This window comes from Burkholderia sp. 9120 (assembly GCF_000745015.1).
Classification (GTDB): Bacteria; Pseudomonadota; Gammaproteobacteria; order Burkholderiales; family Burkholderiaceae; genus Paraburkholderia.
This window is the reverse complement of record NZ_JQNA01000001.1, coordinates 1,106,262-1,119,177: the sequence shown is the minus strand read 5'-3', so window position 1 is coordinate 1,119,177 and position 12,916 is coordinate 1,106,262. Positions and strand designations below refer to the sequence as shown.

Genomic DNA, 12,916 nt, shown 5'->3' with positions numbered 1-12,916 from the left:
AAGATGCGCCGGGCGATGGCCTTTTCGGCTAAAATAGATAGGTTTTTCACCTACTTACAAGGCGTGCTCCGCTATTGTCCGAGCGCGCCTTTTTCGCTTGATCGGTACTGAATGGATCATATTCGTAACTTCTCGATCATTGCGCACATCGACCATGGCAAGTCGACGCTCGCCGATCGCATCATCCAGATTTGCGGCGGCCTGTCCGATCGCGAGATGGAATCTCAAGTGCTCGACTCGATGGATCTCGAGCGCGAGCGCGGCATCACCATCAAGGCACAAACCGCCGCGCTGACGTACAAGGCGCGTGACGGTCAGGTCTACAACCTGAACATGATCGACACGCCGGGCCACGTCGACTTCTCGTATGAAGTCAGCCGCTCGCTGTCCGCGTGTGAAGGCGCGCTGCTGGTCGTCGACGCGAGCCAAGGCGTAGAGGCGCAAACCGTCGCCAACTGCTATACGGCGATCGAACTCGGCGTCGACGTGATTCCCGTGTTGAACAAGATCGACTTGCCGGCCGCGAACCCCGAAAACGCGATCGCCGAAATCGAAGACGTGATCGGTATCGACGCGACGGACGCTACGCATTGCAGCGCAAAGACCGGTCTCGGCGTCGAAGACGTACTCGAAGCGCTGATCCTGAAAGTACCGCCGCCCAAGGGCGATACGGAAGCGCCGCTGCAGGCGCTGATCATCGACTCGTGGTTCGACAACTACGTCGGCGTCGTGATGCTGGTGCGTATCGTCAACGGCACGCTGCGTCCGAAAGACAAGATCCGCATGATGGCGACCGGCGCGCAGTACCCGGTCGAGCATATCGGCGTGTTCACGCCGAAGTCGAAGAATCTTGAATCGTTGTCGGCCGGGCAGGTGGGTTTCATCATCGCCGGCATCAAGGAATTGGCCGCGGCGAAGGTGGGCGACACCGTCACGCTGGTGAATCGTCCCGCAACCGAGCCGCTGCCCGGTTTCAAGGAAGTGAAGCCGCAGGTGTTCGCCGGCCTCTATCCGGTCGAAGCCAACCAGTACGACGCGCTGCGCGACTCGCTCGAAAAGCTCAAGCTGAACGACGCGTCGCTGCAGTACGAGCCGGAAGTGTCGCAGGCGCTCGGTTTCGGTTTCCGTTGCGGCTTCCTCGGGCTGCTGCATATGGAAATCGTGCAGGAACGTCTCGAGCGTGAGTTCGACATGGACCTGATCACCACGGCGCCGACCGTGGTGTACGAAGTCCTGCAACGCGACAACACGATCCTGATGGTCGAAAATCCGGCCAAGATGCCGGAGCCGTCCAAGATCGAAGAAGTGCGCGAGCCGATCGTCACCGTGAATCTGTACATGCCGCAAGACTACGTCGGCGCGGTGATCACGCTGTGCACGCAAAAGCGCGGCAATCAGATCAACATGCAGTACCACGGCCGTCAGGTTCAGCTCACATACGAAATCCCGATGGGCGAAGTCGTGCTCGATTTCTTCGATCGTCTGAAGTCGATTTCGCGCGGCTATGCGTCGATGGATTACGAGTTCAAGGAATACCGCGCGGCGGACGTCGTGAAGGTCGACATGCTGATCAACGGCGACAAGGTGGACGCGCTGTCGGTCATCGTGCACCGTTCGCAAAGCCAGTATCGCGGCCGCGAAGTGGCGGCGAAAATGCGCGAACTGATTCCGCGGCAAATGTACGACGTGGCGATTCAGGCCACCATCGGCGCGAACATCATTGCGCGCGAAAACATTAAAGCGTTGCGTAAGAACGTGCTGGCAAAATGCTACGGCGGCGATATCTCCCGGAAGAAGAAGCTGCTGGAAAAGCAAAAGGCAGGCAAGAAGCGAATGAAGCAGGTGGGCTCGGTCGAGATTCCGCAAGAAGCTTTCCTCGCGATTCTGCGTGTCGAAGACAAATAAGACGAACAACGGAACCCTATGAATTTTGCGCTGATTCTTTTTGTGCTCGTCATTTTGACGGGCGTCGCATGGGTCGCAGACAAACTGGTTTTCCTGCCGCAACGGCGGCGCGCGGCGGAAGCCGTGGTCGCCGAGTTTGACCGCCAGCAGGCACGCGTCGGCGAGCGTTTCGCCGACGAAAACGCGGCGCAAACGCGCGCCCGTCTGCGTGACGACAAGCTGCGTCAGCCGTGGTGGCTCGAGTATTCGGCGAGCTTCTTCCCGGTGATCCTGGTGGTGTTCGTGGTGCGCTCTTTCGTGGTCGAGCCGTTCAAGATTCCGTCGGGTTCGATGGTGCCGACGCTGCTGGTGGGCGACTTCATCCTCGTCAATAAATTCGAGTACGGCATTCGCCTGCCGATCACCAACACGAAGATCACCGAGGGCCGTCCGCTCGAACGCGGCGACGTGGTGGTGTTCCGCTATCCGAAAGACGAGTCGGTCGACTACATCAAGCGCGTGATCGGCCTGCCGGGCGACACGATCGCTTATCAAGACAAGCAACTGACGATCAACGGCAAGCCGGTGCCGGAGACGGCGCTGCCCGATTACCTCGACGACGAACGCATGGGCTATGCGAAGCAGTTCGAAGAAGATCTGGGCGGCCGCAAGAACGCGATTCTGAACAATCCCGCAGTGCCGCCGTTTATCGTCGGTGCGGAAGATTATCCGTATCGCGATAACTGCACGTACAACGCACGCGGCGTGATCTGCAAGGTGCCGCCGGGTAACTACTTCATGATGGGCGACAACCGCGACAACAGCGCGGACAGCCGGTACTGGGGTTTTGCGCCGGACAAGAATGTCGTCGGCCGCGCGTTTTTTATCTGGATGAACTTTAGCAATCTGAAACGCATCGGCTCATTCCACTGAGTTCGCGTGCAGCGATTGCACAGCACGCCGCGCGCGTGACCCCACTGAGGTCAGGTTAGTCGCGGCGTGTTATCACGCTACTTTAAGAACACGCGGTAACGTCGCTTCACCACGCTTTTTCCGCAGGCCGCCCCGCGTTTTCGCCGGGTCTGGCGCCCGCGTTATACTCTGCCCATGCCCCTATCTCCGTTGGAAAGCCGTCTGCGCTACGAATTTCGCAATACGGAATTGTTGCGCCAGGCTTTAACGCACCGCAGTCATAGCTCCACGCATAACGAACGGCTCGAGTTTCTCGGCGATTCCGTCCTAAATTGCGCGGTGGCTGCGCTTTTGTTCCAACGTTTCAGCAAATTGGACGAAGGCGATCTGTCGCGCGTCCGTGCCAATCTGGTCAAACAGCAGTCGCTTTACGAAATCGCTCAGGCCCTGAATATCTCCGAAGGCCTCCGGTTGGGCGAAGGCGAGTTGCGCAGCGGCGGCTTCCGCCGGCCCTCGATCCTCGCTGACACGCTCGAAGCAGTGCTGGGCGCGGTGTTCCTCGACGGTGGCTTTGAAGCCGCCCAGACGGTCATCAAGCGCCTTTACGTGCCGATTCTGGATCACATCGACCCGCGCACGCTCGGCAAAGATTCCAAGACGCTGCTGCAGGAGTATCTGCAAGGTCACAAGATCGCGCTGCCCACCTACACGGTGGTCGCAACGCATGGTGCGGCGCACAATCAGCAATTCGAAGTCGAATGTACGGTGCCCAAGCTGGACGTGAAGGTGGCCGGTTCCGGCGCGAGCCGCCGCGCGGCCGAGCAGGCGGCGGCCAAGAAGGCGCTTGACGAAGTGATGGCTGCGGCGCCGGCTGTGGTCGCCAAGCCGAAGCGCTCGAAGAGCGCTCGCGCAGCAAAAAACGCCGAGCCGGAAATCGTGCCTGGCGTGACCGGCGTGCAGGCCGCGCTGGATTTGCGCAGTCCGGACCGCAAGAGTGAACGCGGCCTCGGCCGGGGCGAGATTCGTGCGGCGTTTGCAGCGGAATCCGCCGCGGAACGGGCAGCGTCGACCGTTGCGGCCGCGCCGCTCGCAGTGATTCGTGCCTCGCACGTCGAGTACAGCGGGCAGGACCGGACTGAACGTGCCGACAAGGCAGATAAAGCAGACAAAGCGGAACGGGCGGATAAAGCCCAGGCTCAGGCCCACTCAGCCACACCCGGTGCTGCCGCCGCCGTCACCCCGAGCGCACCGGCATCTACCGAACACGAACCCGGCGTAGCCGACGCGGTGCATACCCGCGTCGCCGATGCGGGCCATTGATTGCCGTCGGCGCGCCGATCCCGCGCGCCGATCTGAACTAGCCGTAGCCTGAATATGAACGCTCCCACACCCACTGGTTTTCGTTGCGGCATGGTCGCGATCGTCGGCCGTCCGAACGTCGGCAAATCCACGCTGATGAACGCGCTGGTCGGCCAGAAAGTCAGTATCACGTCGCGCAAGGCGCAGACCACGCGCCATCGCATCACCGGCATTCATACGCTGGAAGATGCTCAGTACATTTTCGTCGACACGCCCGGTTTCCAGACCAAGCACAGCGGCGCGCTGAACCGCTCGCTGAACCGCGCGGTGACGTCCACGCTGACCTCGGTGGATGCGATCCTGTTCGTGATCGAAGCCGGCCGTTTTGGTCCCGACGACCAGAAGGTGCTCGACCTGATCCCGCCGTCGGTGCCGACGCTGCTGATCGCGAACAAGCTCGATCGCGTGTCCGATAAAGCCTCGCTGTTCCCGTTCATGCAGGAGATCAGCGCGCTGCACAAATTCGCCGAGATCGTGCCGCTGTCGGCCAAGCACGTCGACGACGTCAATCGTCTGATGGCGACAGTCAAACCGTTCCTGCCGGAAGGCTCGCCGATCTACGGCGAAGACGACCTGACCGATCGCAGCGAGCGTTTCCTCGCGGCCGAAATTCTGCGCGAAAAAGTGTTCCGCTGGACCGGCGACGAACTGCCGTACACCAGCACCGTGCTGATCGAGAAGTTTGAAACCGAAGGGCGTCTGCGCCGCATTTTCGCGACCATCATGGTCGACCGCGACACGCACAAGGCCATGATCATCGGCCAGAAAGGCGCGAAGCTGAAGCAGATCAGCACCGAAGCGCGCCTCGACATGGAAAGGCTGTTCGACGGTCCGGTGTATCTGGAAACCTTCATCAAGGTGAAGAGCGGTTGGGCCGACAACGAAGCCGGACTTCGCGCGTATGGGTACGAATGACGCGTGGATGACGCGGAATTCCGCGGGCGAGCCGGACGATTCGGAGCCGGCCGCACCCGCACGCGAGCCTGTCAGGCCCGCGCGTAGCACCAGAAAATCTTCCAGTAAAAGCAGCCAGGGCAGCGAGGGCGAACCGCACAAGGCGGCGAGCTCTTCTCCGGCTCGCGCGCCGGCGCGCCGTGCGCCGCGCACCTCCGCATCCGACTACCGGATCACGGAACAACCCGCGTTCGTTCTGCATAGCTACCCGTATAGCGAGACCAGTCTGATCATCGACGTGCTGTCGCGCGATCACGGTCGTCTCGCGCTGGTTGCGAAGGGCGCGAAGCGACCGCACTCGGCGTTGCGCGGCGTCTTGCAGACGTTCCAGCCGCTCGCGCTGTCGTGGTCCGGCAAATCCGAAGTGCGCACGCTGACCGGCGCCGAATGGGTCGGCGGCATGTTGCCGTTGTGCGGCGACGCGCTGTTGTGCGGCTTCTACGTCAACGAACTGATGGTCAAATTCTGCGCGCGCGAAGACCCGCATCCGCAACTGTTTCATCACTACGTTGTCACCATGACGCGTCTCGCGCACGACGAACCGCCCGTGCAGGTGCTGCGTTCGTTCGAGCGCGTGCTGCTGCGCGAAACCGGTTACGCGATGGCGCTGAATCGCACCGTCGCGCGTAAAGCGGTGGTGGCCGAAGGCCGCTACGTGTTCGATCCGGAGCGCGGCGTGCGCGAAGCCTCCGACGATCTACCCGCGCAATGGCCGGTGGTTTCGGGGCAGACCTTGCTCGACATGGAGCAGGACGATTACCATCGTGCGCAGACCGTGGCGCAAAGCAAAACGCTGATGCGCTTTCTGCTCAACACTTACCTTGGCGGCACGCCGCTCGCGACGCGCCAGATCCTGATCGACTTGCAGAACTTATGAGCTTCTTTCTTACGTTGCCGAACGTCATTGACCTGGGCGTGAATATCGATCACGTCGCCACGCTGCGCAACGCGCGCGGCACGTCCTATCCCGATCCGATCCGCGCCGCGTTGATGGCCGAAGAGGCGGGCGCCGACGTGATCACGCTGCATCTGCGCGAAGACCGCCGCCATATCGTCGACGCCGACGTGCGCAAGCTGCGTCCGCTGCTGAAAACGCGCATGAATCTCGAATGCGCGGTGACTCAGGAGATGCTCGACATCGCCTGTGAAGTGCAGCCGCACGACACCTGCCTCGTGCCCGAAAAGCGCCAGGAACTGACCACGGAAGGCGGCCTCGACGTCGCCGGCCAGTTCGAAGCGGTGCGGGCCGCGTGCAAGCAGCTCGCGGAAGCGAACTCGCGCGTGTCGCTCTTCATCGACCCGGACGAAACGCAGATTCGCGCCGCGCACGAAGCCGGCGCGCCGGTGATCGAACTGCACACCGGCCGTTACGCGGAAGCGCACGATCCCGCCGAACAGCAGCGCGAATTCGAGCGCGTGGTTCGCGCGGTGGAATTCGGCGCGACGCTCGGCATCAAGGTGAACGCGGGCCACGGCTTGCACTACACGAACGTGCAGCAGATCGCGGCGATCGAAGGCATCGACGAATTGAATATCGGCCACTCGATCGTGGCGCATGCGATCTTCGCCGGCTGGGAAAACGCGGTGCGCGAGATGAAGGCGATCATGGTCGCCGCGCGTCTCGGCGCGCGCGCGTAGTTCGGCGGATCTGCGACGGCACCCCACATGACGATCTACGGCATCGGCACGGATATCGTTCAGGTCAGCCGCGTGGCCGCGGTCATGACGCGCACCAACGGCCGCTTTGCCGAGAAGGTGCTCGGGCCGGACGAACTGCGCGTTTATCACGCGCGTCAGGCTCGGTCGGCGGCGCGCGGTCTCGCGTTTCTCGCCACGCGGTTCTCGGCGAAAGAAGCGTTCTCGAAAGCGATTGGCCTGGGTATGCGCTGGCCGATGACCTGGCGTGCGCTGCAAACGCTCAACAAGCCGAGCGGCGAACCGATGGTGGTGGCCTCCGGCGAGCTGGCCGAATGGCTCGACGCGCGCGGCATCACGGCGCGCGTGACGATCAGCGACGAGCGGGACTACGCGGTGTCGTTCGTGATTGCGGAAACCGGGCAGGAGAGCGGGACGGTGCAAACGGCGACGCAAACACAGCCGGACGCTCAAATACAGACGCAACCGCCAACTCAAACCCAACCGCCTTCATCGGCCCCAACGCCGGACGCTCCGCACGCTCCCGCCGCCGACGAATAAAAAATACTTTGAACGCGGCCTGCAAAGGCCGCGTCTTTCTTTGTCTCAAGCTTTTTTCTAGCGGAATTCGATGAAAACCACTCCCGGACCGGTGATGCTCGACGTGGTCGGCAAAACGCTGAACGACGACGACAGGCGCCGCCTTGCCCATCCGATGACAGGCGGCGTAATCCTGTTCGCGCGCCACTACGAGAACCGCGCGCAGTTGCTCGCGCTGACCGCCGCGATCCGCGACGTGAGCCCGGATCTGCTGATCGCCGTCGACCACGAAGGCGGCCGCGTCCAGCGCTTTCGCACCGACGGCTTCACCGTGTTGCCGTCGATGGGCAAGCTCGGCACGTTGTGGGACAGCGACGTACTGCATGCCACCAAGGTCACGACCGCGGTCGGCTATATCCTCGCGGCGGAGCTGCGCGCGTGCGACATCGACATGAGCTTCACCCCCGTGCTCGATCTGAACTACGGGCAGTCGCAGGTAATTGGCGACCGCTCGTTTCACCGCGATCCGCGCGTGGTGACGCTGCTGGCCAAGAGCCTCAACCACGGCCTCGCGCTCGCCGGCATGAGCAATTGCGGCAAGCACTTTCCGGGGCACGGTTTCGCGCAGGCGGATTCGCACGTCGCGATGCCGGTCGACGACCGTTCGCTCGAAGACATCCTGCGCGACGACGTGGCGCCGTACGACTGGCTCGATCTGTCGCTGGGATCGGTGCTGCCCGCGCATGTGGTGTATCCGCAGGTCGATTCGAAGCCGGCGGGTTTTTCTCGTGTGTGGCTGCAGGATATTCTGCGCAACAAGCTGCGCTTCGAGGGCGCGATTTTCAGCGACGATCTGTCGATGGAAGCCGCGCGCCAGGGCGGTACGCTGACCGAAGGCGCGACGGCCGCGCTGCAGGCCGGTTGCGACATGGTGCTGATCTGCAATCAGCCGGATGAAGCGGAGAAGGTGCTGGACGCGCTGCGCTTCACGCCGTCGAAGGAATCGCAGCAGCGCCTGAAGCGCATGCGGCCGCGCGGCAAGGCGCTGAAGTGGAGCAAGCTGGTCGCCGAGCCGCAGTATCTGCAAGCGCAGGCGTTGTTGCGCAGTGCGTTTGCCGGATCGGCTTGAGGTCGGTTTGAGGTCGGTTCGCGTGGGGCATTGAGTGCCTTAGCATCGGCGAATAAAAAACGGCGCCTTCAATTTTGAAGGCGCCGTTTTTTTATGATCCTCGGTTGTCTGGACGAACAACGCGCAACTCAATTCAACCGCATCCGCTGCAACTTGTTGTACAGCGTCTTCGGGCTAATCCCCAGTAGCGACGCCGCACGGTGCCGCGTCCCGCCGACCGCATCGAGCGTGGCGCGAATCAGCATTTCCTCGACGTCCGCGAGCGGTGTACCGACGGTCACCTGCACGCGGCTGCCGTTCAGATCGCGGCCATTGGCCGAGCCGGCTTCGTCGGCGCGCAGCGATTCCACCACATCGCCCGACGCGTGATACGCGCGCCGCGCCCGTTCCTGCAACTCACGCACATTGCCCGGCCATTCGTACGCGAGACATTCGCGGATGAAGTTCGGCCCGATCTGCTTGGCGGCTTCCGCCGTCCCGCGTGCGGCCGCCTCGTGGTTCAGTTCGTCGACGATCGCCTGAGCGATCAGCGCCGGATCTTCGCCGCGCTCCCGCAGCGGCGGCAGGGTAACGGCCGCGGCTTCGAGACGCAGCGCCAGCTCTTCCTGCAGGCTGCCATCGGCCACCGCCGCGCGCGGCGCTTTGCGCGTCGAGGCGATCAGCCGGAAATCCGTCACCACCTGATGCGTACCGCCGACCCGCATGAAGGTCTGCGAGTCGAGCGCGCGCAGCAGCGCTTCCTGCTGGGCGCGCGGCAATTCGGCAATCTCGTCGATGAACAGCGTGCCGCCGCTCGCCTGTTCGAACAGCCCCGGCTCCCGCTGCTCCGCGCCGTTGAATGCGCCGCGCTCGTGACCGAACAGCACGCTATCCAGCGAACGATGCGCTGCCGCGCTGGCCGCGGTCCGGCAATCGAACGTGATGAACGGGCCTTTGCGGCGCCGGCTCATGTCGTGCATCGTGCGCGCCGCGACCTGCTTGCCGGTGCCGGCTTCGCCGGAAATCAGCACGGCCGCTTCGGTCGGCGCGATATGTTCGATCGTGTCGTACACGTGCTGGATCGTGCCGCTGCGGCCGAGCATCGCGCCGAAACGGCCGAGCTGCCGCAGCGAAGCGCGCAGCGTCTGGACCTCTTCGGTCAGCTCGTAGGGCCGCGGAATCCGCGCCAGCAGGCTGCGCAAGCGCGGAATGTTGACCGGCTTGAGCAGATAGTCCCAGATGCCGTGCCGCAAACCTTCGATCGCGCTTTCCACCGTCGCGTTGCCGGTCATCACGATCACGGGCAGAGCGCCGCCGGGCGGATGCGCGGGCAAGTGCTGCAACACGTCGAGCCCGCTGCCGTCCGGCAGATTCAGGTCGACCAGCACGACGTCAGGAATGAAGCGTGTCAGAGCCGCCCGCGCTTCGGCGATGGTGGTCGCGGTGTCGACGGAAAAGCCGTCGGCCGCGAGGATGGCGGACAGGCCCGACAGGCTATTGGGATCGTCTTCAACAATCAGGGCGTGTGGCATGGCGAGCGCAATTTTTAAATGGATGGAATACCGATGCGTCGCGCCGCGATACGGGCGCAATGCATGGGCGCGATAGCTGGCCGGTACTGCCGGTCGAATGGAGTGGCGATTCGACTCACGTAGTTCTGGTCCTTGGTTTGATCTGAGCCGGCCTGTTTCGGCGCGGATGCGCGTCGATAGACCGCCTGTACTTACTTCACTCGGCCTGTCAAAAATGCCGATTACTGTCGAAGAAGCGGCGCACTTCCAATTCCGCCTGTTCACGGGTCTTGCCGTAGCGTTCCTGGATCAGCCCGGCGAGTTTGTCGGCACGGCCTTCAGCCTTGGTCAATTCGTCGTCCGTCAATTCGCCCCATGCGGTCTTGGCCTTGCCCAGCATCTGCTTCCACTTGCCTTCAGCGATGTCGTTATTCATGTCGCATCTCCGGAGTTGAAGAAAATAAAGTCGTACTGGCCTCTCTCGAAGATAAGCATGGACTGTGCCAAAGGCATTTGCTCAGCTTTATCAAGCATTTGTCGGATGCAAGGTGAGTCAATTCGCGTCTCGAGCAGGCAATTTTGGACAGGCTGCCGGTAAAGTTTTCCTAACCATACACGGCGGCGCAAAAAAGAAAAAGTGCCTAAATTCGGCCGCCATGGCAGAGCGAATTTTTCTCCGTGGCGGGTGATCCTGGGCGACGTCCCGCGACTGATGGTCTCTTCGTAACGAATGGCGCGTGCCGCCGCGCGTCGCCTGAAATCGATTTATCCGCCACAACCGAAGGAGCAGTCCATGATTTGCCAATGTGTCGCATCGCTGGGTCGCCGGATCACCAACACGGCGGTGTGTGCCGCACTGCCGTTCGCGGCCGCTGGCGCAAACGCCGCGGCCGAGCCGGTATCTTTCCCGATGCCTACCGGCGACATGACGCTATCGCCGTCTGGTCCGCTTGCTGTGCCGGTCCCGCAGTCACGTGCCATGCCGGTTGAATCCCCGTTGGCCTTACGCCGGGGCAACGACACGTACACCTATCTGCGCTGCTGGTATCGCAGCAGCGCGGATCCGCTCGAACCCGACGCGAGCTACGAATGGGCGCTCGATCCGAGCGGAGGCGACTGGTATCGGGTGCCCGGTTTCTGGCGGGCGGACGGCGTGACGCAATGGAAGAACATGTTCTACAGCGTCAGGACGCAAGACACCCTCAACGACGTGTGCCGCAAGACGCTAAACGCGCGTGGTATCCGGGCGGCACTCACGCAGGCGGTCGCCGCCAACAACCGGTTGTCGTTCAACTTCACGATCTGGAGTATCGACAGCGCGTGGCAGGAGCCGCGCATCAACAAGCTGATCGTATTCGGCGACAGTCTGTCCGACACGCAAAACACCTTCAATGCGAGCCAGTGGACGCTGCCGAATCGCGCAAGCTGGCATGTGGGACGTTTCAGCAACGGGCCCGTCTGGCCCGAGTATCTGGCCAGCGCGTTGCACCTGCCGATGTATAACTGGTCAGCCGGAGGAGCCGCGACCAATCAGCACCTCGTCGTGCCTGGCCTCGTGCAGCAGGTCGAGTCATGGCGCGACTATATGAAGTTCGCGCCGGACTATCGGCCGCGTAACACGCTGTTCGCGGTGCTCGCCGGCGGCAACGATCTGGTCAGCTACGGCCGCACGCCCGAACAGGCGGCGAATGACATGCGCGACAGCCTCGAGCAACTCGCCGCGGCCGATGCGAGGCGCATCTTGCTCGTTACACTCCCGGACGTCTCCCGTGCGCCGGTCGTCGTCGCGCGTGGCGACGCGGTGCGGGTGGCCGCCGAGGTTCAGGATTACAACCGGAGGCTGGCCGATATGGCGGCGGCGCTGCGGCTCCGATACGGCGCGACGCTTCAGATCGAGCTATTCGATGCGAATGCGATGTTCGACGACATGCTGCGCCATCCCGAGCAATACGGACTCGACGATACGACGCATTCATGTCTCGACATTCCGAATCCGTCCGCACTGACTTACCTGAGCGCACAGACCCCACGCGCGATCTGTGACGACCCGGCGCGCTTCCTGTTCTGGGACGCGTTGCATCCGACGACCACGACGCACGCGCAGCTTGCACAACGTATCGCGTCGTTCGTGCGGGAGCGATTCAGAAACTGATAGCGTTGGATTGCTGCACAATAAAAAAAGACCCGATCGCGTGGGCGATCGGGTCTTTTTTTGCCATTTGCTCCACGACGCCGGCGAGTTGCCGGCGCGGGGTGCAAACGGGCGGCCAGGCGCTTACGCGCGGCTGCGGTATTCGTGCGTACGCGTGTCGATTTCGATCTTGTCGCCGATGCTGCAGAAGAGCGGCACTTGCAGTTCGAAACCCGTGGTCAGCTTGGCGTTCTTCAACACCTTACCCGACGACGTGTCGCCCTTGACGGCCGGTTCCGTGTAGATGATTTCGCGAACCAGCGTGGTCGGCAGTTCAACCGAAATCGCCTTCTCGTTGTAGAACACGACTTCGCAAGCCATGCCGTCTTCGAGGTAATGGAGGGCGTCGCCCATCATTTCGCCTTCGACTTCGAACTGGTTGTAGTCGGCGTCCATGAACACGTACATCGGGTCAGCGAAGTACGAGTAGGTGACTTCCTTGCGTTCCAGCACGACGACGTCGAACTTGTCGTCGGCCTTGTACACGCTTTCCATGCCTGCGCCGGTCAGCAGGTTCTTGAACTTCATCTTGACGACGGCGGAGTTGCGGCCCGATTTGTTGTACTCGGCCTTCTGCACAACCATTGCGTCTGCGCCGATCATCACGACGTTGCCGGTGCGGAGTTCCTGTGCGGTCTTCATAAAACTGTCCTGTACGAAATGAGTAGCTTCAACTTGTGCTCAACGGCATACGGCGCAAGCGGCTTCGGCGCTTCTCTCACTGCGTGCCGCGCCGCAGGGGAGCGGTTCGGCGGGAAGCTAGTGCATGAAGCGTGGCCAGTATGCCGCGAGGATTCGCGGGAGGCTGCATGATCTGCCGCC

General features: G+C 62.3%; 12 protein-coding genes. 9 read left to right on the top strand and 3 right to left on the bottom strand.

Going from position 1 to position 12,916, the window contains the following annotated elements:
- The first annotated feature begins 111 nt into the window (after window positions 1-111).
- The 8 genes from lepA to nagZ all read left to right on the top strand — a co-directional run bounded on the left by lepA (window position 112) and on the right by nagZ (window position 8,413).
- On the top strand, window positions 112-1,905 hold the full coding sequence (gene lepA / locus FA94_RS04915; RefSeq protein WP_035547340.1) for a translation elongation factor 4: 1,794 nt from the start codon (window positions 112-114) through the stop codon (window positions 1,903-1,905).
- 18 nt (window positions 1,906-1,923) lie between these two features.
- Window positions 1,924-2,817 carry a signal peptidase I gene (lepB, locus tag FA94_RS04910; protein WP_035547337.1) on the top strand — a complete coding sequence of 298 codons (894 nt, stop codon included), beginning with the start codon at window positions 1,924-1,926 and terminating at the stop codon, window positions 2,815-2,817.
- Window positions 2,818-2,991: 174 nt separating this feature from the next.
- On the top strand, window positions 2,992-4,116 hold the full coding sequence (gene rnc, locus FA94_RS04905) for a ribonuclease III (RefSeq protein ID WP_081935686.1): 1,125 nt from the start codon (window positions 2,992-2,994) through the stop codon (window positions 4,114-4,116).
- 54 nt (window positions 4,117-4,170) lie between these two features.
- The gene (era, locus tag FA94_RS04900; RefSeq protein WP_051980376.1) at window positions 4,171-5,070 is read left to right on the top strand and encodes a GTPase Era; all 900 of its coding nucleotides are present in this window, start codon (window positions 4,171-4,173) and stop codon (window positions 5,068-5,070) included.
- Window positions 5,057-5,986 carry a DNA repair protein RecO gene (gene recO, locus FA94_RS04895; RefSeq protein ID WP_035547331.1) on the top strand — a complete coding sequence of 310 codons (930 nt, stop codon included), beginning with the start codon at window positions 5,057-5,059 and terminating at the stop codon, window positions 5,984-5,986. Before era ends, recO begins: the two co-directional genes overlap by 14 nt.
- A complete protein-coding gene (gene pdxJ, locus FA94_RS04890; protein ID WP_035547329.1) occupies window positions 5,983-6,747 on the top strand; it encodes a pyridoxine 5'-phosphate synthase in 765 nt (254 codons plus the stop codon). The genes recO and pdxJ overlap by 4 nt, the downstream gene beginning before the upstream one ends.
- A 27-nt stretch (window positions 6,748-6,774) precedes the next feature.
- Window positions 6,775-7,305: a holo-ACP synthase gene (gene acpS, locus FA94_RS04885; RefSeq protein ID WP_231584850.1), complete on the top strand. Its 531-nt coding sequence runs from the start codon at window positions 6,775-6,777 to the stop codon at window positions 7,303-7,305.
- A gap of 70 nt (window positions 7,306-7,375) precedes the next feature.
- Entirely contained in the window at window positions 7,376-8,413 is a 1,038-nt protein-coding gene (gene nagZ, locus FA94_RS04880) for a beta-N-acetylhexosaminidase (RefSeq protein WP_035547326.1), read from the top strand.
- A gap of 128 nt (window positions 8,414-8,541) precedes the next feature.
- On the opposite strand, the gene FA94_RS04875 is transcribed toward nagZ, so the two are convergent.
- On the bottom strand, window positions 8,542-9,924 hold the full coding sequence (locus FA94_RS04875) for a sigma-54-dependent transcriptional regulator (protein WP_035547323.1): 1,383 nt from the start codon (window positions 9,922-9,924) through the stop codon (window positions 8,542-8,544).
- 208 nt (window positions 9,925-10,132) lie between these two features.
- The gene (locus FA94_RS04870; RefSeq protein ID WP_035547320.1) at window positions 10,133-10,339 is read right to left on the bottom strand and encodes a CsbD family protein; all 207 of its coding nucleotides are present in this window, start codon (window positions 10,337-10,339) and stop codon (window positions 10,133-10,135) included.
- Window positions 10,340-10,696: 357 nt separating this feature from the next.
- Between FA94_RS04870 and FA94_RS04865 the strand changes: the two genes are divergently transcribed.
- On the top strand, window positions 10,697-12,055 hold the full coding sequence (locus FA94_RS04865) for an SGNH/GDSL hydrolase family protein (RefSeq protein WP_081935805.1): 1,359 nt from the start codon (window positions 10,697-10,699) through the stop codon (window positions 12,053-12,055).
- Window positions 12,056-12,178: 123 nt separating this feature from the next.
- On the opposite strand, the gene efp is transcribed toward FA94_RS04865, so the two are convergent.
- On the bottom strand, window positions 12,179-12,736 hold the full coding sequence (gene efp / locus FA94_RS04860; RefSeq protein WP_035547317.1) for an elongation factor P: 558 nt from the start codon (window positions 12,734-12,736) through the stop codon (window positions 12,179-12,181).
- Between the last annotated feature and the right edge of the window lie 180 nt (window positions 12,737-12,916).